The organism is Parasphingorhabdus sp., assembly GCF_039939955.1.
Taxonomy (GTDB): domain Bacteria; phylum Pseudomonadota; class Alphaproteobacteria; order Sphingomonadales; family Sphingomonadaceae; genus Parasphingorhabdus.
The window spans coordinates 99,170-123,437 of sequence record NZ_JBDVHS010000002.1; the positions used below are offsets into that span (position 1 = coordinate 99,170).

At 55.1% G+C, this 24,268-nt stretch carries 17 protein-coding genes, 1 tRNA gene and 1 riboswitch; of the genes, 10 read left to right on the top strand and 8 right to left on the bottom strand.

What is annotated here, in order from left to right; translation table 11 throughout:
• Positions 1-88 precede the first annotated feature (88 nt).
• From ABJG22_RS00720 to ABJG22_RS00735, 4 genes are all read left to right on the top strand, one after another.
• Entirely contained in the window at positions 89-352 is a 264-nt protein-coding gene (locus ABJG22_RS00720) for a GlsB/YeaQ/YmgE family stress response membrane protein (protein WP_348018320.1), read from the top strand.
• A gap of 251 nt (positions 353-603) precedes the next feature.
• Complete coding sequence (locus ABJG22_RS00725; protein ID WP_348018321.1) at positions 604-1,779, top strand: efflux RND transporter periplasmic adaptor subunit; 1,176 nt, start codon at positions 604-606, stop codon at positions 1,777-1,779.
• Between the two features lie 27 nt (positions 1,780-1,806).
• Positions 1,807-5,232, top strand: coding sequence for an efflux RND transporter permease subunit (locus ABJG22_RS00730; protein WP_348018322.1), 3,426 nt, complete (start codon positions 1,807-1,809; stop codon positions 5,230-5,232).
• A 74-nt stretch (positions 5,233-5,306) separates the two neighbouring features.
• The gene (locus tag ABJG22_RS00735) at positions 5,307-6,512 is read left to right on the top strand and encodes a DUF445 domain-containing protein (RefSeq protein ID WP_348018771.1); all 1,206 of its coding nucleotides are present in this window, start codon (positions 5,307-5,309) and stop codon (positions 6,510-6,512) included.
• On the opposite strand, the gene ABJG22_RS00740 is transcribed toward ABJG22_RS00735, so the two are convergent.
• Positions 6,509-11,185, bottom strand: coding sequence for an NAD-glutamate dehydrogenase domain-containing protein (locus ABJG22_RS00740; RefSeq protein ID WP_348018323.1), 4,677 nt, complete (start codon positions 11,183-11,185; stop codon positions 6,509-6,511). The genes ABJG22_RS00735 and ABJG22_RS00740 overlap by 4 nt on opposite strands.
• Positions 11,186-11,373: 188 nt before the next feature.
• Positions 11,374-12,708: a hypothetical protein gene (locus ABJG22_RS00745; protein ID WP_348018324.1), complete on the bottom strand. Its 1,335-nt coding sequence runs from the start codon at positions 12,706-12,708 to the stop codon at positions 11,374-11,376.
• A 229-nt stretch (positions 12,709-12,937) separates the two neighbouring features.
• On the opposite strand from ABJG22_RS00745, the gene ABJG22_RS00750 reads away from it, so the two are divergent.
• A tRNA-Thr gene (locus tag ABJG22_RS00750) sits at positions 12,938-13,013 on the top strand.
• A gap of 46 nt (positions 13,014-13,059) precedes the next feature.
• Here ABJG22_RS00750 and ABJG22_RS00755 read toward each other — a convergent pair.
• From ABJG22_RS00755 to ABJG22_RS00770, 4 genes are all read right to left on the bottom strand, one after another.
• Positions 13,060-13,935: a class I SAM-dependent methyltransferase gene (locus tag ABJG22_RS00755; RefSeq protein WP_348018325.1), complete on the bottom strand. Its 876-nt coding sequence runs from the start codon at positions 13,933-13,935 to the stop codon at positions 13,060-13,062.
• Positions 13,936-13,986: 51 nt separating this feature from the next.
• Complete coding sequence (polA, locus tag ABJG22_RS00760) at positions 13,987-16,791, bottom strand: DNA polymerase I (protein WP_348018326.1); 2,805 nt, start codon at positions 16,789-16,791, stop codon at positions 13,987-13,989.
• 50 nt (positions 16,792-16,841) lie between these two features.
• Positions 16,842-17,702: a GGDEF domain-containing protein gene (locus tag ABJG22_RS00765; RefSeq protein ID WP_348018327.1), complete on the bottom strand. Its 861-nt coding sequence runs from the start codon at positions 17,700-17,702 to the stop codon at positions 16,842-16,844.
• A gap of 126 nt (positions 17,703-17,828) precedes the next feature.
• Complete coding sequence (locus tag ABJG22_RS00770; protein WP_348018328.1) at positions 17,829-18,716, bottom strand: LysR family transcriptional regulator; 888 nt, start codon at positions 18,714-18,716, stop codon at positions 17,829-17,831.
• Positions 18,717-18,887: 171 nt separating this feature from the next.
• Between ABJG22_RS00770 and ABJG22_RS00775 the strand changes: the two genes are divergently transcribed.
• On the top strand, positions 18,888-19,304 hold the full coding sequence (locus tag ABJG22_RS00775; RefSeq protein ID WP_348018329.1) for an MAPEG family protein: 417 nt from the start codon (positions 18,888-18,890) through the stop codon (positions 19,302-19,304).
• 35 nt (positions 19,305-19,339) lie between these two features.
• Entirely contained in the window at positions 19,340-19,855 is a 516-nt protein-coding gene (locus ABJG22_RS00780) for a DUF1993 domain-containing protein (protein ID WP_348018330.1), read from the top strand.
• A gap of 7 nt (positions 19,856-19,862) precedes the next feature.
• On the opposite strand, the gene ABJG22_RS00785 is transcribed toward ABJG22_RS00780, so the two are convergent.
• Positions 19,863-20,585, bottom strand: coding sequence for a TonB family protein (locus ABJG22_RS00785; RefSeq protein ID WP_348018331.1), 723 nt, complete (start codon positions 20,583-20,585; stop codon positions 19,863-19,865).
• 79 nt (positions 20,586-20,664) lie between these two features.
• A riboswitch (ZMP/ZTP riboswitch) is annotated at positions 20,665-20,748 on the top strand.
• A gap of 18 nt (positions 20,749-20,766) precedes the next feature.
• Between ABJG22_RS00785 and ABJG22_RS00790 the strand changes: the two genes are divergently transcribed.
• The 3 genes from ABJG22_RS00790 (at position 20,767) to ABJG22_RS00800 (ending at position 23,253) form a co-directional block, all read left to right on the top strand.
• The gene (locus tag ABJG22_RS00790) at positions 20,767-21,456 is read left to right on the top strand and encodes a DJ-1/PfpI family protein (protein ID WP_348018332.1); all 690 of its coding nucleotides are present in this window, start codon (positions 20,767-20,769) and stop codon (positions 21,454-21,456) included.
• A gap of 43 nt (positions 21,457-21,499) precedes the next feature.
• A complete protein-coding gene (locus tag ABJG22_RS00795; RefSeq protein WP_348018333.1) occupies positions 21,500-21,946 on the top strand; it encodes a nuclear transport factor 2 family protein in 447 nt (148 codons plus the stop codon).
• Positions 21,947-22,110: 164 nt separating this feature from the next.
• A complete protein-coding gene (locus tag ABJG22_RS00800) occupies positions 22,111-23,253 on the top strand; it encodes an MFS transporter (RefSeq protein WP_348018772.1) in 1,143 nt (380 codons plus the stop codon).
• On the opposite strand, the gene ABJG22_RS00805 is transcribed toward ABJG22_RS00800, so the two are convergent.
• Positions 23,250-24,254 carry an NADP-dependent oxidoreductase gene (locus ABJG22_RS00805; protein ID WP_348018334.1) on the bottom strand — a complete coding sequence of 335 codons (1,005 nt, stop codon included), beginning with the start codon at positions 24,252-24,254 and terminating at the stop codon, positions 23,250-23,252. The genes ABJG22_RS00800 and ABJG22_RS00805 overlap by 4 nt on opposite strands.
• Positions 24,255-24,268 lie beyond the last annotated feature (14 nt).

The window sequence follows — 24,268 nt, forward strand, 5'->3', positions numbered from 1 at the left end:
ATGCCTTCAATTCAAGGAAATAATCCTCTATGAATGGCCTATTGGCGAGTATAAATATGCTATATTCGCGTATAAGCAGGAGGAACATATGGGTTGGATTATTGCATTGGTTGTTGGCGGCGTTGCTGGTTGGCTAGCGAGCATGGTGATGGGACGTGACGCGTCCATGGGCGTTTTCTGGAATATCATCGTCGGTATCATCGGGTCCGTACTCGGAAACTTTGTTGGTCGCTATTTCGGATTTGGCGGCAGCATTCAGGAATTCTCAATTTCCGGGTTGTTCACCGCCTTCGTCGGCGCGGTCGTTCTATTGCTGATCCTGAACCTCATTCAGCGCGGCAAAGTTCGCTAACTTCCTCTTTTAAGAGGAAAATTAGATTTTTTGGGAGGGCCGGTTCGTACGCGAGCTGGCCCTTTCATATGACGATATCGTTCGTTGGTCGAACCTCAGCTTGTAAAACCGACAAAATTCTGTTCCAGCTTGCCGCCAGTGCCATATCCATGTAATACAGTAGATGGAAACCCAAATTGGCCGAAAAATCCGCGATTCTTTTGTATATTGCAGTATAGAAATGCGATAAGAGCCCGATTGAAGAGTAAAAAATGAACTATGAATCAACCATCCCCAGCGATGATCTCGCAAGGCTGAACGATCAAGACGGCCGCTCAACAAACCGGCGGCGCCTGATCATCGCGGCTGCGGTCGCTGTCGTTCTGTTGTTGGCATATGTCGGCTATCATTATTTTACCGGCAGCGGAAATGAAGATGATTCTGTGAGCCAAGCGCCTACCGTCACAGTCATGGTTCCTGGCAAACAGCAAGTAACGCGCACGATCAATGCAACGGGAACGCTAGCAGCTCGACGGGAAATCCCGGTCAGTGTGGTCGGAGAAGGCGGGCGAGTCACGAATGTCTATGTCGACGCCGGCGACTGGGTCAAACAAGGCCAAGTCATGGCCAGTATCGATCGTTCGGTTCAATCACAGCAAGCGGCCAGCCTGCGGGCGTCGGTTGGCGTTTCGCAAGCCGATCTCAATCTGGCGCAAGCGAATCTGGATCGCGCCGAAAAGTTGGTGGATCGGGGCTTTATTTCCAAAGCCGATATTGATCGTTTGACGGCAACGCGAGATTCTGCTGCCGCACGCCTGAAAGTATCGCAGGCTCAACTCAATGAAACGCAGGCGCGCAACAGCCGCTTGAATATTGTGGCACCTAAGGCCGGCTTCGTTCTGGAACGCAATGTCGAGCCAGGACAAACCGCCACCCAGGGCAGCGGAGTTTTGTTCCTGTTGGCGCAAAATGGTGAAATGGAATTGCAGGCTCAGCTCGGTGAAAATGATTTGGCCAATATTTCCGTAAACACGACCACGCAAGTCACGCCGGTTGGCACCGACAAGGTGTTGACTGGAACGATCTGGCAGATTTCGCCGGTGATTGATCCACAATCCCGTCAAGGCATTGCTCGCATTTCTTTGGGCTTCGATCGCGCCTTGCGGCCCGGCGGTTTCGCAAGCGCACGTATCCAGAGTGGTACTTCTGAAGTAGCGGTTTTGCCCGAATCTGCTTTGCAAAATGATAGCAAGGGCAGCTTTGTCTATATTATCGGACCGGATAATAAAGCGATACGGCGCGATGTCGTAATAGGCGCAGTATCAAGTGCGGGCCTGTCCATCGCATCCGGCTTGGTTGGGACCGAACAAGTGGTACTCCGTGCAGGTGGTTTCCTGAGCCCCGGCGAAACGGTTCAGCCGGAAGTCCAAAAAGCCAGCGGTGCGTGAATCGCGCACAAATTTGAGGCCTGATCGATGAATCTTCGCAACATTTCAGCCTGGAGCACACGCAATCCGGTGGCACCTTTGGTGCTCTTCGCCGGGCTATTATTTGCTGGTTTGCTAAGCTTCAACCGGATGGATGTCGTGAACAACCCCGACGTCGAGTTCCCGGCCGTGTCCGTCAGGATTTCACAACCGGGTGCCGCCCCCACAGAAATTGAGAATCAGATCACCCAACGGATCGAGGCAGCGGTCCGTTCGATCAGCGGCGTCAAGAATATCAGCTCAACGGCTAGCGAAGGCAGCAGCAGTACGTTCGTCGAATTTGAAATTGGCGCGGACGTGAATAACGCCGTCAACGAGACAAAAAATGCGGTCGACCAGATTCGCGGATCCTTGCCAGACGGCATTCTCGAACCGCAAGTGTCGAAGGTTGATGCTGTCGGCGGCCCGATCGCGTTTTTTGCCGTCAAAGCCGATGATATGACTGTCGAGCAGCTCAGCTGGTTCGTCGATGACACCGTGGCGAAGCGACTTCTGACCGTCAACGGGATGGCGGAGGTTGACCGGTTTGGCGGGGTTGACCGGGAGATCAGGGTCATTCTTCGGCCCGAGCGTATGCAGGCGCTTGGCGTTACAGCCAATCAGATCAATAATACGCTCCGTCAAATCAATATCAACGCAGCTGGCGGCCGAGCAGAAGTCGGGGGCACCCGGCAATCGGTCCGCGTATTGGGCAATGCCGATGACGCCTATGCCCTGTCCCAGCTTCAAATATCCTTGGGCAACGGGCAAACTATAAAACTCAGTGACGTGGCCGAAGTAACCGACTCTTTTGGCGAACGCAGCTCCATCAGCAAAGTTCGCGGCGTTGAGGTCGTTAACTTCTCTATGTCCCGGGCGCGCGGTGCATCTGACGTTACCGTCTTTGATGACGCAATGGTCATCATGAACAAGATTGAAGCCGAGGTTCCGGGGGTTGAGTTCATCCCGCTCTTCAACAGCGTCAGCTACACCAAATCACAATATAAGAGCTCGATGCTGGCGATGATCGAAGGCGCGATTCTAGCCGTCGTTGTCGTTTTCATATTCCTGCGTGATTGGCGAGCGACCGTTATCTCAGCCATCGCTATTCCTTTGTCCGCAATACCGACCTTCTGGTTCATGGACCTGTTGGGATTCAACTTGAACTTCCTTTCGCTGCTCGCACTGGGCTTGGTTGCAGGTGTGCTGGTCGATGATGCGATTGTGGAGATCGAAAATATCGTGCGCCATATGCGCATGGGGAAAACCGCCTATCAGGCGTCCATTGATGCAGCCGACGAGATTGGTCTCGCGGTTGTTGCAACCTCATTCTGTATTGTAGCCGTCTTCCTTCCGGTCGGACTGATGCCCGGCATATCCGGTCAGTTTTTCAAAAATTTCGGCATCACGGTTGTCGTTTCAGTGCTGATGAGCCTTGCGGTCGCCCGCATGATAACTCCGATGGTGGCCGCCTATTTCCTCAAAGCCAAAGGCGAAGCTGAGCATGGCGGTGGGGTCTGGATGGACCGATATATGCAGTTGCTGGAGTGGATATTGGATCGTTCAGATTCCGATCGTATCCGGCAATCGCTGACTCCCGCCAAAGCTGCATGGTGGCAATATCTGATCGGCTTTATCCTGTTTAGTTTGATTGTGGTCGCATTCGTCGCCCTCGCGCAAATAGTCGGCTTCATGATCTACGGCCTGCTTTCCGGCTGGATCCCAAGCGACTTTTTGCGGGCGATATTAAGTCTGATTGCTGGTCTAACCGTCGGTTTTTTCGCGGCAGCCTTTCTGACCACGATATTGCGACGGATAGTGGATGCAATCGGCGGCCGCTTTGCCGACTGGTACGCATATCGCTCCGGTCGTTTCTGGGCCCGTGGCCACGATCACCGTGTATTGATGATGGCAGTCGGCCTTGTCTCTTTTGTTTTGACGGTGATATTATTCGGGATCACCCCCGCAGAATTTCAGCCGTCGATCAATGAAGACAACAGCCGCATCCAGATTGAGGTGGTTCCCGGCACTACGCTTCAAGAGACCGAGAAAATCGCGGATCGGGTGTCGGAGCTGATGTATGCCCAGCCTGAAGTCAAACGCGCTCTGACGCGCGTTCGCGAAACCAACGCCACCGTGTTCGTCAGCCTGAACGAAGATCGCGAAAAAACGTCGATTGAGTTTGAACGTAGCCTGTCACCAGAGCTCCAGAAAATTCCTGATGCCCGGATTTCGTTTCAGTCACAAAATGGCGGCGGCGGAACCGGTCGCGACATTTCTATCATGCTGACCGGGTCCGACCCAGAATTGCTTGATAGCACTGCTGCTGAGCTGGTTGAACAAATGAAAGGCGTCGCCCTAGTGCGCGCGCCGCGTATCGCGGCCGACCTTAGCAGGCCGGAAATCATCATCACGCCTTATATGGATCTGGCATCCCAGCTCGGCGTAACCACCGCATCGCTCAGTCAGACAATCCGCATCGCAACACTGGGTGAAATCGATCAGAATGCCGCAAAATTCTCCCTAGCGGATCGACAAATTCCGATCCGGGTCATGTTGCCGCTAGAATCACGGAACGATTTGACGACCATCCAAAATCTGCCGATCCCGGTTGCCAGTGGCGGTACGGTGCCTCTCAGCCGGGTGGCTTCGGTAAGCTTTGGTTCCGGCCCAACATCAATCCAACGCTATAATCAAAATCGCCGGACTTTTGTCGGCGCCGATCTATCACCCGATGTCATCAAGGGTGAGGCGATGACGAAAATTTTCGAACTGCCTATCATGCAGAATTTGCCGACCGGCGTCTCCAATGAAGCCTTTGGCGAAGACGAATGGCAGCAGGAAATGATCGTCAATTTCATGATCGCTTTGATCGCTGGCGTTCTGTTGGTGTTTGCAACACTTGTCTTGCTTTACAAGCGGCTGATGTCGCCATTGGTCAATATGGGCTCGCTCGCACTGGCCCCGCTCGGCGGTATGTTGCTGGTCTGGGCTGCGGGCGCATCTCTCTCGATGCCCGTCTTGATCGGGATGCTGATGCTGCTTGGCATTGTCAGTAAAAACTCCATCCTGCTGATCGATTTTGCGATTGAGGAAATGCAGAAAGGCGTACCCAAGTTTGATGCGATCATGGATGCCGGACATAAGCGTGCCCAACCGATTGTCATGACCACAGTGGCGATGACGGCCGGCATGGTACCAACCGCTCTATCCTTGTCGGGTGATGGCGCCTGGCGCGCTCCAATGGGCATTGTGGTGATCGGTGGCCTGATCGTTTCAACCTTGCTGACCTTGATCATCGTTCCCGCAGGCTTCAGCCTAGCGGACGGCTTCGAACGCCGAGCGGGTCCATGGTTGCGCAACAAAATGCTGACCTACAAGCCCGGCGATGACAGCCTTGATCGGCCCGATGCAGAGGTCCAGCCCGCCGAGTGAAGCCAATATCCTCACAGACCGGTACCCAAGGTGGACCATTATCTGCCGCCAAACCCAATAATGCTGGCCGCGATATGAAAATCATCGCCACCGGAATGCTGGTGGTGATGGCGATCATCTATTTCACATCGAAAAGCTATGAATCAGTACATCCGGCGCTGGGGTTCGTCCGGGCCTTTGCCGAGGCGGCGATGGTTGGCGGTCTGGCAGACTGGTTTGCCGTAACCGCACTGTTCCGTCACCCGATGGGCCTGCCGATACCGCATACTGCGATCATTCCGCGCAACAAAGACCGGATCGGCAATACGCTCGCCAATTTCCTCAAAGATAATTTCTTGATTTCCAAATTGGTGGCGCAGCGGATGCGAAATGTCGATCTTGCCAGCGGTATCGGACGTTTTCTGAAATCACCCAGCGGTGAAGAAGGGCGTCTCAAGTCCGGAGCATCACGACTATTGGGCGATGCGATCGCATCGCTCGACAAGGATCGCCTCGGCACCATGTTCAAAGGCGCCGTCAAAACCCAAGCCATCGGCCTCGACATCGCGACACCCATGGGGCAGATTTTGGAAGCTATCATGGCCGAAAAACGCCATGGTCCGCTGATCGATTCCACCATTAGATGGGCCTATCGTACGCTCGACACCAACGAGCCCGTGATCCGCAATATCGTGACCGAGCGCGCCAATACCGTGATGCGCTGGACCGGTCTGGACGACCGGGTCGCCAACGAAGTTCTCGATGGCCTCTACAAGCTGCTGGCCGACATGGCCGCCGATCCCAATCATCCGGTCCGCGCCAAAACAGAAGAGACCCTTTCCGAGCTTGCGATTGAACTGAAGCACGATCCAGAATTGCGCCAGAAGGTCAATGAGTGGAAACTCGAGATGGTCGACAATCCGGCCATCGCGTCATGGCTTGACGGCATTTGGGAACAAGGCAGAGAGGCATTGCTCAAGGCGGCCCGTGATCCCGATGGCGCTATGGCCGGTCAATTTGGTGACGCGCTTATGCAACTGGGCAATAGCCTGCAGCAGGACAAGCAGCTCAATCGTCAGATCAACCGGTTTGGCAGGCGTGCTATCGTCGGTGTGGTCGCCAGCTATGGCGACAATATCGTCAAACTGGTGTCAGACACGATCCACGGTTGGGATGCCCAGACCATCACCGATCGGGTTGAAAATGCCGTCGGCCGCGACTTGCAGTTCATCCGGGTGAACGGCACGCTGGTGGGCGGGCTGGTTGGGCTATGTCTCCATACGCTCGGATATTGGATCTAGCGCGAGAGCAACAGACGCGCTTGCCCGGCAATTTGCGCCAACATGGCAATGGATGGCCTTGGCGTCTGCTGCGCCCCGTCCATGATCTTTCTGAACTGCGCCACCCGATCGATGTTACGGTCGGCCCAACTCTCGACAAATTGCTGCATATCCTTGCCCCGGGTCCGGCGCAGAAAATCGAGGCGCATCTGCTGAAAGTCACGCGCTAGACCGGCGACCAGCAAGCGGTCCCACGGATCAGATGGATTGATCCGCGTCGCTGTCATTTGCGCCCAGTCCAGGCCCAGCTGGCTACCCAATTGGGTAAAGGCCGTCGCCACATCCAAGGCATCAATTTCCCGGCTATGGGCCAGATAGGCAATGCCTGCCGCTCCATCATTTTTGTAGATATTGGCAATCTTGTTCGCGATTTCGGGCGTGGCGCCTGCCTCAACCAGCAATTTCATCTGCTTCGCTGCCTGCAGGCGGCCTTCAGCGGTGATCAGATTCTCGACATTCTCGTTGAGCACCGTCACGCCAGGGGCCAACATATGAACCGTATCGTCAATCCGGTCATCGGAAACCCCGATCCGCATCAAGTCGGCCATATGTGAGCGCAAGACGTATGCCAGGCGGTCAAACAAGACTATTCTGATATCTTCAGCAATCGCGGCATTTTCTAGCGCTTGCCATAGGCTGTCGGCATGGAACAGCCGCTCTGCCATTACGAAGGCGCGAGCGACCTCTCCCAAAGTGCAGCCTTCTTCTTCCGCCAATTCAAACGGGTCGATCAACCCCAACCGGTTGATCATCCGGTTCGCCAATTTGGTGGCAATAATCTCACGACGCAGCTGGTGATTGAGGATAGCTGATTCATGCTCCTCCTGCATCGCTGCAGGAAAGGCTTGCAACAATTCGTGGTTCAACCCGGGGTCGTCGCCCAGATCACTATTCTCGATGGCATCCTGCAGCGCCAGCTTCGCGGTCGAAATCAGCACCGCCAGTTCCGGTCGGTATAATCCCTTATCTTCCTGACCCCGGCGGATCAGGTCTTCATTGCTGGCGAGGCCCTCAACGGCTCTGTTCAACAGGCCCTGACCTTCAAACTGATCGATCAGGCGAATATAGGATGGGAGCGTTTTCCGGCCGCCCATTTCAGCGACCGAAAGGCCCAATGCCTGAAGCCGGTTATCTTCGAGCACTAGCGCCCCGACGTCATCGGTCATCGATTCAAGCAAGGCGTTGCGCGCGGCGGGTTTTAGCTTGCCGCTAGCCAGTTCGGCATTGAGCGCGATCTTGATATTGACCTCGTTATCCGAGCAATCGACGCCAGCGCTATTGTCAATAAAGTCGGTGTTGATCCGACCGCCTTTCGCGGCAAAGGCGATCCGCGCAGCTTGCGTAATGCCCAAATTGGCGCCCTCACCAACAGCTTTGACCCGCAATTGCTCCGCATTGACGCGGATCTTGTCATTGGCCGGATCACCAACCTCGATATGATTTTCAGAACTGGCCTTCACATAAGTACCAATTCCACCAAACCATAATAGGTCCGCATCGCAGGCCAATATCGCCGTCATTAATGTCGATGGGGTGCTGTCCACATCATGGGGCAGATCAAGCATGTCGCCAATCTGTTTGGAGATTTTGATGGTCTTCGAGCTGCGTGAAAATACGCCGCCGCCCTTGGATATCAATTTCGCGTCATAATCTTCCCAGCTCGAGCGGGGCAGGTCGAACAGTCTTTTGCGCTCGACCCAGCTTTTTGCCGGATCGGGGTCGGGATCAATGAAGATATGGCGATGATCAAAAGCAGCGACGATCTTCAAGCTTTTCGACAATAGCATACCATTGCCAAACACATCTCCCGACATGTCGCCGACACCGACAACGCGGATCGGGTCGGCTTGAACATCGACGCCGGTTTCTGCAAAATGGCGCTGCACGGATACCCATGCACCGCGCGCGGTAATCCCCATTGCCTTGTGGTCATAGCCGTTGCTGCCACCGCTCGCGAAGGCATCACCCAGCCAAAAACCGCGATCAATGGCAATCTGGTTGGCGATATCGGAGAAGCTGGCCGTGCCCTTGTCGGCCGCCACCACAAAATAGGGGTCATCTTCGTCCAAGCGTTCGACCCGCGCAGGGGGAACGACTTTGCCGTCGACTATATTATCCGTCACGGACAACAGCGCGGCGATGAAGATTTTATAGGCTTCAATACCCTCTGCCATGAACGCATCGCGATCGTCGCCCATCGGTAACTGCTTGGCAAAAAAACCACCCTTTGCACCGGTTGGTACGATGACGGCATTTTTGACCCGCTGGGCTTTCATCAGTCCCAATATTTCGGTCCGGAAATCATCTCTTCGGTCCGACCAGCGCAGGCCACCACGGGCTACTGGCCCTGCACGAAGATGAATGCCTTCAACCCGCGGGCTGTAGACGAATATCTCGCGCCAAGGCACCGGAGCAGGCAGCTCTGGGAGCTTGGCGCTCTCGATCTTGAAGGCAAGCGCTTCTCCCGCCTGATAAGCAAAAGCATTGGTACGCAGAATGGATTCGATGACCGCTCGGAACAATCGCAAGATACGGTCATCATCAATCGAGTGAACACTGACCAAAGCGCTATCCATATCCCGCGTCGCAAGGCGCACGGCTTTTGACCGCTCTCCTTCAAAATCCGGATCATGCAGCGCGCGGAACAGCGCGATCATTGCAGCGGTGACTTCCGGTGCTTCCGTCAAAGCCTCTACCGCAGTAATCAGGCCATAGCTCAAGCCTGTCTGACGCAAATAACGGAACCAGGCCCGCATCCACACCGTTGAGCGGGCATCAATGCCAGCGGTCGTGATCAACTGGTTAAACGCATCATTTTCAGCTTCGCCATCCAGCACACTGGTGATCGCTTCCTCAATTTCATCCGCCCGGGCAATCAAGCTGTCACACCGTTCGACCGAACGCAGTTCGAGGAGGAAATCGTGAATATAGCCCAACCGGCCATCCTCGAGAGGAGTCGGAACAGACTCGATCACGGTAAATCCAAAATTCTCCAGCGTCGGAACCGCGTCCGACAAGGGGAGCGCGCCGCCAAGATGATAGATTTTGAGGCGCAGCAGATGGTCGGGATCACTGGCAAGCCGGTAGAGCCGGGTTGACCGCTGTCCGCCGCGCTCCAGCCGGAACAGGCGCATGATGTCCTTTGCTGCCTCCAAGGCGCCATAGGTCGATTGATAGGTGCCGGGGAAACAATCGGCGTAGCGCTGCGCGAGAATTGCTGCCCGGCTTTCCTGACCGGCCTGCCGCAAATTGCGTTCAACTTCCGGTTTCCAACCCCGGACCATATTTTCCAATTCTTGATCAAGCAGGTCGGGATCCGGAATCTTGCCGTCCGGGCCCATATCCAGCGTGTACCGCAGAGAAGAAACGCCGCCTTCTTCCAACGTATTGGACCAGCTTAATATTTTAGCACCAGTGGCCTTGATCAGCATATTCTCGACATTCCGCCGCCGCTCGGTCGAAAGCTGTTCGCGCGGGAGCCATATGAAGGCAAAGAGATGGCGGGCCAGCGGTGATATCACGCTATGCAATTTCGGTCGTGGCCGATCGATCAGTGACATCGAAATCAGCGCGAGCTTTTCGAGATCGTCATGCGCAAAGGTAATCAACAGGTCATGCGGCAACGCGGTCAACGCATGGGTAAGGCTTTTGCCAGCATGGCCCGCTTCAGAAAATTCAAATTTGTCAAACAGGCGGGTCTGCTGGGTGCGCAATACCGGAATATTTTCTGGCGTCGCGGCCAGCGCCGCACTGGTCCACATTCCAGAAATGATCGACAGAGCAGCCACCTTGCTCTTGTCGCGGACCGGCACGATGATCAAGTCCATCAGGACATGGCGATGCACGGTAGAGAGTTGATTGGATTTGATGATCAGCGGTGCTTTGCCGCCATTTTCGAACCATTCAAAAGCGCGCCTCTGGCTCTCCTCGGACAGAACCGGTTGCGACCGCATTCGCGCCAGGCCGAGCTGCTGCGTGCGCTCACCTTTGAGATTGACCATCTCATGCCCCAACAACGTCAGATTTCGGTCGAGGAACCAACGCAATAATGTCGCGCCTTCGCCTTCCGGCAGCCCGTCAGCATTGTCGCCCAGTACGATCTGCAATTTCAGCCAATCGGCGACAGCAGCGGCAACATCCTTCAGGTTGGAACGCAGCGCTGTGACCAATTCCCGGCGAATACGGGCATCGGTTCTTTCAAGCTCGATATAGATGACCGATTCGCGTTTCTCGCCGCTGGTCGGCTGCTCGATAATTTCTGCCAACCGGCCATCGCTGTCCCGTCGCACGGCCACGACCGGATGGATCAGTCGCTCCACGGTCAACCCGAAACCGGCAATCGTGGCGCAAACAGAGTCGACCAGAAACGGCATGTCATCGTTGATAATCGCAAGACGCAAATGCCGGTGGCTAGGCGTATCACTGACGCTTTCTAAAGACAGGCTCGCTTCGCCGGCTTGGCGATTCTCGGCACATCGCAGGGTGAATTGTGCGGCCTCTTTGCAGGCTTTTTCATCAAAACCACTGTTTTCGCCTGGCAGTGCGCTTTCGCGAAACGCCGCCACCAGCACTTTTTCAAGGCTGCCGGTTTTTGTACTTTTGCGAGTGGTTTTTCGTTCTCGACTGGCTGCCATTTGCCCCCCAAGTGGATCAAGACAAGCCCGAAGCCCGTCAGCATCACAATGCTATGCGCCTAATCCGGCACACGCTCAAGAGGCTAGCCGATCCTTTTCGGATGCGGTTTCACGAATATTGTCGATAGTGGTATTTTAGTTACATATGCAACTATTAGCCTTGCAGCGGACAAATTGCCGCAACACGCTCAGTCAAACTGCATATGTTTCAGCGCCTGACTGGTCAGCTTTTCATTGCCCCGAACGGGACCAACAATGTCCAACCCGCCCTTCGGATCCTTGCGGGCCACCAGCACCACAAATTCGGAATCTCCGGCGTCTATATCCTTCAGATTCCGCGACGGTGCCGAACGCAGTTTCACCAACAGGTCTTCACCGACCGCTCGGGCCTTGGAGAGAATATTCGCCGGTCGGTTTGCTTGCCGCTCAGCACGAACGACCGCCTTTAAACCACCGTCATATTGGCTGAGAAAATCAGGAAGCGCCCCTTGCTCGACAGCATGACGCTTCGCATATTTGAGCGCGGTCGCATATTCGGTGAGTCGTGTCTTGTCATATTGGGCGCCAAATACCAGCTTCACAATCGGCGTCATCGGCGCGCGCCGTTGAACAGAAAGCCCGGCATCCTCAAGCAACATCTCATAATCCTCGGGATGTTGCTCCGCCATCAGATAGAAATCATAAGCCTTTCCGATCGCTTGATAGAGCGCCGCCCGGCTCCGTTGGTCGCAATGCAGCGCATTGTCCGCGCTGGTCCGCGCCGTTGCCAGCCAATCGGCCAAGCTGGCATCATCCGCCAGCGGAACGGCAACTTCCATTTCAGCTTCATCCAGCACAGGGGCGGATACCGGTTGCAGGTCATCCAAGTGCGCCGAATTCGGTCCGTCATCCCAGACAGGTCCCGCCGCTGTCCGCGTTGGGGCAGACAGCATCGCAGTGGATACTTCGCTTTCAATTTCTTCCCGCACCACATCAGCGGCAACTTCTTTCCAGTTGATCACGCCATAGATGAAATCAATATTGTCATCATCGGTCGAGAAGGGCAGCAATATGCCGCGATACATGATCGTGACGCCACGCTGGTTACAAAATTCGGCTTCAAAACCAATCGGTGCCTGGTTGGCGATAATCTGCAGATAATGATCAGTGATCCGCGAAAGCAAAGAGCGTCCCGGCACATCCTCTATCGACGCAATGGAGGATTCAATATCGCATTCCTCACGCAACGCGCGACCGAGAAACTGGATTGCTGGATTTTCTACGTCACTGGTGAAGTCGAGCAGAACACTATTCGGTCCAAAATCATCATCGGATTCGGGAGACAGGTCTTCTACGGACGGAAATTGGCGTTCGCCGAGCAGGCCAGCCCAGAAATTATAGGCACGAACGTGCATCCGGCGCTCGTCCTGACCGATGGCAGGCGGCGCTTCTACCGCGCCGTCGTCATCTTCATAGGCGATATAGTCAGATACTGTAGCCACATCCGGACCGCTAATATCGGTGTAATTCCGTAGGTTTTCCATGCTGCCTCATCGCAATTGCATCAATTCCACCCTAATGTGCACCATGCGCGGTAAAGATATGGTAAATCCCCTGATAATGACCGCCGAGCCCGATAAGCGATAAAAGGCCGTTGCGGAGGCAAGTACGGCAGGAAATATCGACCACACGGACTTGTCACGGCAAAGCTCTGCTGGTAATGGCCCGCGATCAATGAAAAGCATGGAGCCATGGCCCATCCCTTTCATCGATGCCGCTTTAGCTCAGTTGGTAGAGCATCGCATTCGTAATGCGGGGGCCAGAGGTTCGAATCCTCTAAGCGGCACCATCACTTTCTCTTCGATTTCAATCCGACGTTCAACGCCCCCGGTCTCTTAAGCGATTGCCGATACCAGCCAGGCTTTGCCTTGCATCATAACGCCTTTTTCCGGCGTATAATATTGGGCGAATAGATCGGTTAGTTCTTCGCTGGCTGCCTGGACGATCGCGTCGCCTTTGTCGCTCAGCAAACGGCCGACCGCCATGGAGGCAAAGGCAAATTTGACGGCTTGTTCGGGCGTTGCGCCAGCACCGCCAATCGGTTGCATGCATTCAAATGCAACCACGTCGACATCGGTAAATCCGCTGCCGTCCATGATCTCTCCAAGATATTCCAGATCCTCAAACGCAAAGGGCCCCGGCGCGCGCGGCGTCGCTGGTGGAACTTCGATATGGTTTCTGACAACCCCCATCATCTCCATGATCCAGAGATTCTCGCGCGGCGGTCCCCAAACCGCCAGATCCATGCGCCCGCCCTTGCGGACAAGACGGTGCAGATTGGAAAAGGCATGGATCGGATCTTCAAAAAACATGCTACCGAAGCGAGAGAAAAGGCGATCATAGGGGGCATCCGGCAGCATCACTGTCGACGCATCCGCGCAGGTGAACGCTGCGTTTGTGGCTCCACTTTCTTTCGCGCGTTTCTGAGCAACCGCAATAAGGTCGGGGGAAATATCCACCCCCATGACTTTACCGGAGGACCCAACCGTTGCCGCAAGCGCAAGCGTCGTGGCCGCCCCACCGCAACCAAGATCAATGACCGTCTCGCCATGTTTATAATCCGCCCTAGCAAGCAATGCGTCCCCGATGGGCGCGATCATTTCTTCAAACAGGGAAAGGCTCTCCAGCCATTTCAAACCCATTTCACCGGCCCAGTCTTCCGGTTTTAACACATCGGATTTCTGATCTTGCTTGGAACTATCATGGCTCATCGCGCACTTCCTATTCTATGGATTTTTACCCCGTCGACAGAGCTGGATTCTTTAATGCGCCTCGTCCCAGTTATTACCGGTCCCAATATCCACATCCAGCGGCACCGACAATTTGACCGCAGGCTCGGCTGCACCCGACATGACCGACCGAATCACCTCACTGGCGGCCGCGACATCACCTTCGGGCAGTTCGAAAACCAGTTCATCATGCACCTGCATCAGCATTTGGACATTATCCAGACCAGCCTCGGCCAGCGCAGGCAGCATCCGCGCCATGGCGCGTTTAATGATGTCCGCGCTGGTGCCCTGAATCGGCGCGTTGATCGCGGCGCGTTCGCTGCCTTGCCGCTCCGCCTGGTTTTGCGATTTCAGTCGTTCAAACCAGGTTTTCCGGCCAAAGAGCGTCTCGGTATAGCCGGCTTCTCGCGCAGCTTGCAAAGTCGTGGAGATATATTGATTGATGCCAGGAAATCTCTGGAAATAGACATCGATCATATCCTGCGCTTCATCCGGTTCAACCTCCAGACGCTTGGCCAGACCCCAGCGGGAAATACCATAGAGGATCGCAAAATTGATCGTCTTGGCGCGAGCACGGGCATCACGGTCTTCGCTGCCAAATAGTTCGCGCGCGGTGCGGTTATGGATGTCTTCGCCGGCCGCAAAAGCCTCTTTCAGCGTATCAACATCGGCGATATGCGCCGCCAGCCTGAGTTCGATCTGGCTATAATCGGCAGCCAGAATGACATTGCCGGGTGCCGCCACAAAAGCCTGCCGGATCTGCCGCCCGATCTCGGTGCGGATCGGTATATTCTGGAGATTCGGTTCGGTCGAGGACAGCCGCCCGGTCTGAGCGCCGCTCAGCGAGTAGGACGTATGGACGCGACCCGTTTTCGGGTTGATCTGTTCCTGCAACGCATCGGTATAAGTGGATTTCAGTTTGGACAGCTGACGCCAATCGACCACTTTCTGAGCAATCGGCTCGCCATCGCCCGCCAGCCGTTCGAGCACGGTCACATCAGTCGAATATTGCCCAGACTTGCCTTTTTTCCCGCCTTTCAAACCCAGTTTTCCGAACAGGATTTCACCCAATTGTTTGGGACTACCAATGGAAAAAGGTTCCCCGGCAAGCTCATGGATTTGCTTTTCCAGCTTGTCCATTTCCTCGGCGAAAGTCTTGGACAGCCGCGCCAGTTCCTCACGGTCAACCAGCACGCCAGTTTCTTCCATCCCGGCGATCACCGGCACCAATGGGCGATCAACCATCTGATAGATGCGGGTCGCCCGTTCCGGGACCATACGCAGACGCAATATTTCCCAGAGACGCAGCGTGACATCAGCATCTTCCGCACCATATTCCGTCGCCTTGTCGAGCGGCACTTCGGCAAAGCTGATCGCTTTTTTACCCGTGCCGGTCAGGCTTTTGAAACTGATACATTCATGGCCCAAGTGCAACTTCGATAGCTCATCCATGCCATGGCCATGCAGACCGGCATCGAGATTGAAGCTCATCACCAATGTGTCGTCAAACGGCGTGATCTGAACATCATGCTGTGCAAGAACGCCCATGTCATATTTGAAATTCTGCCCAACCTTGAGGACCGCTTCGTCCTCCAGCAGCGGCTTCAGCTTCGCCAGAGCTTCGTCCATTCCGATCTGCTGCGGCGTTTCGCCAAACATATCTCCGCTGCCATGTCCAAGCGGGATATAGCAGGCCTGATTGGGCCCGGTGGCAAGACAGACACCAACGATACGCGCGGTCACGCTTTCGAGACTATCGGTCTCCAGATCAACAGCGCAGACACCCTGTTCAGTAGCGCGCGCAATCCAATGGTCGAGTGCCGCCATGTCCTGCACACATTCATATTTGGTGCGGTCAATGGCTGGCGCTTCCGGCCTTTTCGATGCGGGCTGGGATGCCGCCTTGTCGGAAACGTCTGGATCCTGGGGCTGGGCCTGACCATCGCCGCCGAGTTTTTTGAGGAGGCTGTTAAAGCCATGATAGGATAGAAATTCGCGCAATGGATCTTCAGGAATGTCCTGAAGCACAAAACTCTCAAGCGTGTCAGGCAACGGACAATCTTCCTTGAGCGTCACCAATATCCGCGACAGCCGCGCTTGCTCGGCAAATTCGATCAGATTCTCGCGCATCTTGGACTTTTTCATTTCCGGCGCAGCGGCGAGCACGCTTTCGATATCACCAAATTCGTTGATCAGCTTCGACGCTGTTTTTGGACCGATGCCGGGAACGCCGGGAATATTGTCCGAGCTATCCCCCATCAAGCCAAGCACATCGCCAAGCTTTTCCGGTCCAACCCCGAATTTCTCTTCGACCGTGCCGCGGTTCATCCGGGCATTTTTCATCGTATCGAGCATATCGACGCGGCTGTCGTCAAACGGCTCGATCAATTGCATCAAATCTTTGTCGGACGAGACGATGGTGACATTCCAACCCTGCGCAACCGCTGCTTTTGTATAGGAGGCGATCATATCATCGGCCTCGACATTTTCCTCCTCGATCAGCGGTAGCGAAAACGCGCGCGTGGCATCACGGATCATTGGAAATTGGGGACGCAAATCCTCCGGCGCCTCCGGCCGATTGGCCTTATATTGATCATAGAGATCATTGCGGAAACTGGTGCCTGACTTGTCCAGCACGACCGCCATATGGGTCGGCCCATCGGCTTTGTTAAGCTCATCAGCAAGCTTCCACAACATGGTCGTATAACCATAGACCGCGCCAACCGGCTCACCATGCACATTGGTCAACGGCGGCAGGCGATGATAGGCGCGGAAAATATAGGCCGAGCCGTCAACGAGATAAAGATGATTGGGTTTGCTGTCTGGAGAGTTCGTCATGACCGCCAGCACTAGCAGCGCCAGCGGCCTTCGTCATTTCAAATTCAGCGTCATCTGAAATTTGAACCCAATACCGTTGCTTTCAGATCCCGGGGTTCGTCGTGGACCGGGCGCGGTTTGGCACGCAAGCCGGGTTCAAACAGCACCACTTGATTGCGCCCGCCGCGTTTGGCCGCAAATAATGCGGTGTCGGCATTGGCCATAAGCGCCGCGCGCTCCTGATGCGGAGCAATGTCGGTTAGGCCGATACTCACGGTGATTACATGGCGCATATTGTGATGCGGTTTGAAGATCGTATTCTCGATTTCATGCCGGATCATTTCGCCAATAATCTGCCCTTCAGGCGCACTGGTGTCGGGCAAGAAAATACCAAATTCTTCACCACCTATGCGCCCGATCAAATCATCTTTGCGCAAAATTTTGCGAAATGCCTGGCCTAGCAACGCCAACGCCTGATCCCCGATAGGATGTCCGAAATTATCGTTGATGTTTTTGAAATGGTCGACATCAACCAGCATCAATACATTGGCCATGTCATCGGTCAATTCATCCTCGCGCATTTGATCAAAGCGGGTGATGAAACTGTCCCGATTGAGCAGACCGGTAAGCCCGTCAAAATTGGCCCTCTGTTCCAATGCCTTGTTCGCCCGGCGCAATTTTACCTGCGTTTCCTTAAGCCGATTGGTCAAGCTGGTAAGCTTGAACCGCTGTTTCGCCATATACAGACCCAGCGGAATGCTGATTCCCCAAGGCACCAACAATGCAAGACCCATCGCGCCCCAGAAATGATCATCCATCCCGAAGAATAGAAGATATAACGATCCGGTGAACGTAAACGACAGCAAAGTCGCGATCATCGAAAGGATAGCGGTCTGCCGCACGGGTGAAATATTGGTTAGGCTTGCTCTCATGGAAGCTCTGGATAAGGGAGATAGATTGCGGGGCTGTGGAAACCTATGGTTAACGCGCTGGTGTCTAAGTTCTTCTAACCCGTTAAAAAACTGGGATAGTCTGGTTAATATCGACCTGTTTGGAGGTTAACGCGTTAAGATTCCCTGCAAAGCATCTTTATTTTCGCGCAATACCATTTCTGCAAAATCCATGAAGGCACGAACCCGCGCAGTCCGTCTCAAATCCTCGTGGGTCAATATCCAGATATCACGCGACGGCATCGGGTCCCGGTCAGTGGCACGCACCAAACCGGGAACGCCATCCGCACCAAGGCAAGGCACCATGATCAAGCCCATAGCAGCCTGTGCCAGCTGTACCTGCAGACCAATGCTGGCAAAATTCCCCCAGACGGGAACCCGCGCATATTCGGTATCCTGAGTCCAATCTGGAAAGCGACTGCCACCGTCGTTCCCACCGAGCCAACGGGCATCCTCCGGCCGGTTTTCGAAATCCTGCTTGGCCAGATAATCCGGACTGGCATAGATGGACGAACAATAAGCAAAAAGCCGTTTTCCGACCAAAGTTTCCGGCGGGTTGTTATCCATCCGGATCGCAATATCCGCTTCGCGCCGGGCGACATCCAGCAGATCGAAACTGGTGATGATCTCTAGGTCCAAACCCGGATAGGCTGCACAAAATTCCGGTATGCGGTCCCCAAATATGGTGAGCGCAAAAGGCTCAGCCATCGTCACCTTCAGATTGCCCGACAATTCATTGTCGCGCCCGGCGATATGGCGTTCGACGGCAAATAATTCTTCCGAAAACCGACCGGCGACCCGGGCCAGTTCTTCGCCCGATACCGTTGGGAAATAGCCTTCGGGACGGCGTTCAAACAACCGGCTGTCGATTGATTTTTCCAGCTGCTCGATCCGGCGACTGACCGTGCTGTGATGCACCCGCAGTTGCTTGGCCGCGGCGCGCACCGTACCCGCCTCCATCACAGCGCGGAATGTTTTGACGTCTTCCCAATCCATATACCGGACTTGTAACCGCAAAATACGTGCATTGCATGGCTAAAATTTGCACCACTGATGTGCATTTAGTGCCTTTGACGCCTTATTTTTTGGCCGCTAAAAATCTTGCACTCACGCATCAACTGCCGCAAGTTGGCCAAAGACAGAAAATGGTCGATTAGGAGAGACCCCATGACCACACCGATTATCGCCGCCATTGCGGGCGCCATACTCATCATTCTGCAAGCCATATTGATGATACTGGTCGGTAGCCATCGTATCCGCAACCGGGTCAATCTGGGCACGGGTGACGACCCGGCACTGGAACGCAAAATCCGGCGCCATGGTAATCTTGCGGAAAATGCTGCGCTGTTCATTGTCGTTCTGGCGTTGGCAGAAATGACCGTGGTCCCCAATAATGTCGTCGGGATCATCGCCATTGTCTTTATCGTCGGCCGGATCTTGCACGCCATTGCCCTGTCAACAGTTGCCGGGTCGCACGGCGCCAAGACAGGCAAGATTTTTCAGGGCTTTCGTGCCCTTGGCGCTTTCGCGACTTTTGGCAGTTTCATCGCTTTGGGCGGCTATCTGCTCGCTGGCATATTCTAGACATTCACACATAACCTAATTTTGGAAAAACCAACATGACCACAACCCTCTCCCATATCTTCAAAGGCTCAACCGCTCAGGCCTTCCGCGGTTTGACCACTGTTCTCACCAAAGCCAAAGCCGCAGCGGATGCCGCCGGAACCGAGGACCAAGCCTATCTTGACGCGCGCCTATTTCCCGACATGAATGACCTGAAGTGGCAGGTACAGATGATCACGGAATTTGCCGTTCGCGGCGCCGCTCGCATGACCGGTGTGGCATCAGATGATCTGCCCAATATGCCAATGGAAGGCGATACATTTGATGCGTTGATCGCCAGAGTCGCAGAATGCGCGGAACAGGTCGCCAGCGCAGATGACGCCACAATCGATGGCAACGCCGCCATGAAAATAGCCCTGCCCGTCGGTCCCGAACAAACGATGGATCTGGATGGTGAGACCTATGTGCTCAGTTTCTTCCTCCCCAATCTATTTTTCCACGTCACCACAGCCTATAACTTGCTGCGCATGCAAGGGGTCGAGGTCGGGAAACGGGACTATATGGGAATGTAGGGCGGGATTAGCGCAGCCGCTCCGGACCCCGGCCGTCCTGCCACCATTGTTGTAACCAACCATAGGGTCGCGCAACCGCCCGCCCCCGTTCATCTCGCGCGGGTTCGAAGCGAAAGCGATCCTCGATCAACCGGCAAGTGGTGGCGTCCAAACCCGGATGACCGCTGGATTGCCGAATGCGACAATCGCTTGCCCGACCATCAACACCAACAGTGAAATGGACCAGGACATTGCCGCGATTTCCTGCCTTCCAGACCGACCGCGGAATATCCCTGCGGGAGAGCGCACCGGACAAATGGCGCGGGCCGGAGACAATGCCACTGCCGAAGCCATCGCCCTCTCCACCACTGCCAAAGCCGGGGCCAGGCCGGTCGGAAGCACCAGCACGATTGTCATCCCCCACGCCCGAAACCGGTGCCGTGACCACCGGCGATGCCAATTTCAGTTCTACCATCGGTTCCGGAGTCACAATCTGCGTCGCCTTTGCTCGCAAATTTTCGGAAGAGGCAGCCGCTTTCGTGTCTTTGGCCGGTTTCTTAGGCGGCACAGGGTCGGGCGGCGGCGGGGCGTTGATATTGATAACGCTAAGGCCTGCATTCACAGTCTTTGCTATTTCCATTCCCATGCCGTTCACTAGTACATAGCCAAGGGCAACATGGAGACTGATCACCCCTGCCAGTGATTTGGCACGATCTTGCCAGTCATCTTCCGCCACATAGTCCATAGTCATGTTCTACCACAGGGCCGATGAATATTCGCTGGCTAGCGTCAATTCTCGTTTGTTTGCGCGCGCAGATGCTGTTACGCTCGCTCCTGTTCGTGACTGGCGAGATCAAGATGGGCCACCATCGGGGAGCGGACGATTTTCACAGCCGATCGCCTGGGCGTTTCTCAAACTTTGGAGTAGCCCCATGACCGATAGCCCAAAACCCTTTCACATCGTTTTTCTGCTGTTTGACGGCATTACCCAACTCGACTTCACCGGACCGGCGCAATTTCTTTCCCGGATGCCGGGAGCGGTTGTCCATACGGCTGCCAAAAGCACCCAACCGATCGAAACCGACAGCGGCTTTGCCATCGTACCGAACTGCAATTTCGTCGACTGTCCACAAGCAGATCTGCTCTGCGTACCCGGTGGCTTTGGCACAAAGGACGTGATCGCCGATGCCGAAACATTGCAATTTCTGCGCGATCAGGCCGCTGGTGCCCAATATATAACCTCCGTTTGCACCGGTTCATTGGCACTCGGAGCGGCTGGCCTGCTCGAAGGCAAACGGGCGACGAGCCACTGGGCCTATACGTCGCTGCTCGAACGCTTTGGCGCGACCTTTGAAAAAGCGCGCGTCGTAAAGCATGGCAATGTCATCACCGCGGGCGGCGTGACATCGGGGATTGATTTCGCGCTGACCGTGATCGCCGAAATTGTCGGACAAGAATTTGCCGAAGCCGTCCAGCTGGGCCTAGAATATGATCCGCATCCCCCTTTTTCCAGCGGCAACCCAGATGTCGCCAGCCCAAAGCTCGTCGAGACATTGCACGAGCGCGGCTATGGTGCCGTGCTAAAGGAACTGGAGGAGATCATCCCGCCGCGATCCGGCTGACAGGATTGACTCAATCAAAACCCAAAGCGTATTTGTCCATATTATGGCAAGCAACATCATCAGGGTCATTATATCCGGCTTGGCCTGCCTATCGCTGGCATCTTGTGTAACAGCATCCGCACCGACGCCGCATCGTGCGCTGGTCGAAGCCTATACTGCAGCTTTCAATGGCCAGGATGTGCCCGCGATGGCGGCCATGATGCATCCGGATATTCAGTGGATCACGGTGACGGCGGGCAAGTCTGCGGTCACGACCGATGGCAAAATAAAAATGGTCGCTGAAATGGATGAATATTTTGGCGGCTCTACAAAGATCCGCAGCACGCTTAGCGGCTGGGGCATCAACGGTGCCTTTGTTTCGGCGGTTGAAACCGCGTCCTGGACATCGGCCTCCGGCAAGAAAATGGCGCAAAGTTCCAACGTGATCTATCAAATCGACGACGGATTGATCCGACGGGTATGGTATTTTCCTGAACAGCCGGCTCAATAGAAGGGCTCAGTATAGCCTCGCAAAACAAACAGACGACTTTCCGTGCCAAGGCAGGCATAGCCAAATTCAAATAGCGTCTGAAAGCCAAAATCCTGCCCGACAAACAACCACCACAGGAAGATAGGCCCCGCCGTATTAGCGAGGTCAAACTATTCCTCTTCGCGCTGTCGGCGGCGGCGGTCATTGCCAATGGCTATTATATTCACCCATTGGTTACCCCAGTCGCAGAAGAATTTGGTGTCAGCGGCGCGATGATCGGACTGGTTCCAGCGCTCAACCAGATCGCATTGGCGCTGGGCATATTGCTGCTGCTGCCGCTCGGCGACCGTATCAACAACCGCAAGCTGATTACGATATTTGTCGGTGGGCAATTTCTAGCCATGTTAGCGATGGCGCTATCCGGAAACTTCCCAATATTCCTCGTCGCCTCTTCGCTGCTCGGCTTTGTCACCATCGCGCCTTATCTGCTGCCCGCTTATGTGACCCAGCGCGTTGATCCGGCGCGCATCGGGCATGTCACCGGGATTATGACCGCTGGTGTAACTTTCGGAATATTGGGCAGCCGGGTGGGCGCAGGCTTGCTCGGCCACTATTTCGGCTGGCGATCGGCCTATTGGGTCGGGGTGGCGTGCATGGCATTGCTGGTGATCCTGCTGCCCGCGATCATGGAACGCAAACAGGATGAAAAGCCCTCCAGCGTTGAACCACCGCGCTATGGGGCGCTGCTCCGCTCGCTATGGCCCATCATGAAATCTCTACCCGAAGTGCCGTTGGGCGGGCTGATACAGGCGCTTTCATTCGGACTTTTCCTAGCGCTCTGGATGGCTATCGGCCTGCATTTGCCGCGCAATGGCTATGGTGTGGATACGGTTGGCTATCTTGCAATTATCGCTATCGTCAATGTCCTGGGCTCACCCTATGTCGGCCGGTTCGCCGACCATCTGGGGGCAGAACGCACACGCGTCTATTTCTGTGTCATGCAGCTGATCGGCGTCTGCCTTCTGCCCTTTGCGGGCGACAATCTCTGGCTCTTGGTGATCGCGATTATTTTCAACAGCATCGGCGGCGCTTCCGTCGACATTTGCAGCCGGACCATCCTGTTCAGCCGTGCACCCGAAATCAGAACCCGCCTGATGACCATCTATATTGTCATCATGTTCGTCGGCGGCGGCCTGTCCAGCTGGCTCGGCGCAGCCACTTATGAATTTGGCGGATGGACGGGCATCTCGGTCATGGCAGCCGTCTACGCCCTGACGATCATGGCGCTATCGCTGCTGGGTTTGCGCGTCGGTCGATCCAGAGCCTAGATTTTCACTAAAACCTTGCCGATATTACCGCCCGTAAAGAGCTTTTCATATGCGGTCAGGACATGCTCAATCCCGTCGGTGATATCAAAAGGCGTGTCGATCAAACCCTGATCTAACCACGTCTTGAGCTCTGCCGCCAGCCGCTCGCCCTGATCGGCAAAATCGGGAGAGAAAAAGCCTTCGATGCGCAGCCGTTTCATCAATATCTGGTCGAAATGTTCCGGCCCATGGCCACGGCCATCGCCTTTATATTGGGCGAGCAGTCCGCACAGCGCTACCCGCCCATAGAGCGCCATATTGGGTAAGACTGCATCCAATATCGGCCCGCCGACATTGTCAAAATAGGCGTGGATCCCGCCATCCACTTTGGCCAGTTCAGCCGCGATATCTGCATTCTTATAATCAATCGCCTTGGTGATGCCGAGTTCCTCTTCCAACCAGCGGCACTTGTCCGGTCCACCCGCCAGACCATAGACGTTCGCCCCCAATATCTTGGCAATCTGGCAAGCCAGCACGCCGGTGGCCCCCGCAGCAGCAGAGATCAGAACATTATCACTAGCCTTCACGCCCGCCGTTTCCTGCAAGCCCCAAAGCGCGGTCCAGCCGTTGAAGCCGAGCACACCAAAATGCTGTTTGATATCATCAATGCTGTCGTCAACCTTCACCAGCCCCGCCAGCTCCGGCTGCACGATACTATGTTCCGCCCATTGTCCGAAACCGCGGACCAGAGCACCTTCGGCAAAGCCCGCATGGCGGGAAGCGGCGACATGGCCAAGCACCAGACCAGCCATTTTTGTGCCCAGTTCCAAAGGTGGCTGATAGCCGTCTTCGCGTTCGGTCATCCACATCCGGGTGCCCGCATCCATCGACAAATAGGATGCCTTGATCATCACTTCGCCATCGGCGAGCTCCGGCATCGGTTCGCTCTCCAGTGAAAGCGAACCCGAAACATCCTCCGCTTCGGGGCGGCTGTTCAATTGCCAAAAACGGTTGCTGGTCACGGCATCACTCTCCT

Excerpts from the sequence above, each read along its gene's own strand:
- ABJG22_RS00720 (WP_348018320.1), top strand. The coding sequence starts at position 89 with ATGGGTTGGATTATTGCATTGGTTGTTGGCGGCGTTGCTGGTTGGCTA.
- ABJG22_RS00725 (WP_348018321.1), top strand. The coding sequence starts at position 604 with ATGAACTATGAATCAACCATCCCCAGCGATGATCTCGCAAGGCTGAAC.
- ABJG22_RS00730 (WP_348018322.1), top strand. The coding sequence starts at position 1,807 with ATGAATCTTCGCAACATTTCAGCCTGGAGCACACGCAATCCGGTGGCA.
- ABJG22_RS00735 (WP_348018771.1), top strand. The coding sequence starts at position 5,307 with ATGAAAATCATCGCCACCGGAATGCTGGTGGTGATGGCGATCATCTAT.
- ABJG22_RS00740 (WP_348018323.1), bottom strand. The coding sequence starts at position 11,185 with ATGGCAGCCAGTCGAGAACGAAAAACCACTCGCAAAAGTACAAAAACC.
- ABJG22_RS00745 (WP_348018324.1), bottom strand. The coding sequence starts at position 12,708 with ATGGAAAACCTACGGAATTACACCGATATTAGCGGTCCGGATGTGGCT.
- ABJG22_RS00755 (WP_348018325.1), bottom strand. The coding sequence starts at position 13,935 with ATGAGCCATGATAGTTCCAAGCAAGATCAGAAATCCGATGTGTTAAAA.
- polA (WP_348018326.1), bottom strand. The coding sequence starts at position 16,791 with ATGACGAACTCTCCAGACAGCAAACCCAATCATCTTTATCTCGTTGAC.
- ABJG22_RS00765 (WP_348018327.1), bottom strand. The coding sequence starts at position 17,702 with ATGAGAGCAAGCCTAACCAATATTTCACCCGTGCGGCAGACCGCTATC.
- ABJG22_RS00770 (WP_348018328.1), bottom strand. The coding sequence starts at position 18,716 with ATGGATTGGGAAGACGTCAAAACATTCCGCGCTGTGATGGAGGCGGGT.
- ABJG22_RS00775 (WP_348018329.1), top strand. The coding sequence starts at position 18,888 with ATGACCACACCGATTATCGCCGCCATTGCGGGCGCCATACTCATCATT.
- ABJG22_RS00780 (WP_348018330.1), top strand. The coding sequence starts at position 19,340 with ATGACCACAACCCTCTCCCATATCTTCAAAGGCTCAACCGCTCAGGCC.
- ABJG22_RS00785 (WP_348018331.1), bottom strand. The coding sequence starts at position 20,585 with ATGACTATGGACTATGTGGCGGAAGATGACTGGCAAGATCGTGCCAAA.
- ABJG22_RS00790 (WP_348018332.1), top strand. The coding sequence starts at position 20,767 with ATGACCGATAGCCCAAAACCCTTTCACATCGTTTTTCTGCTGTTTGAC.
- ABJG22_RS00795 (WP_348018333.1), top strand. The coding sequence starts at position 21,500 with ATGGCAAGCAACATCATCAGGGTCATTATATCCGGCTTGGCCTGCCTA.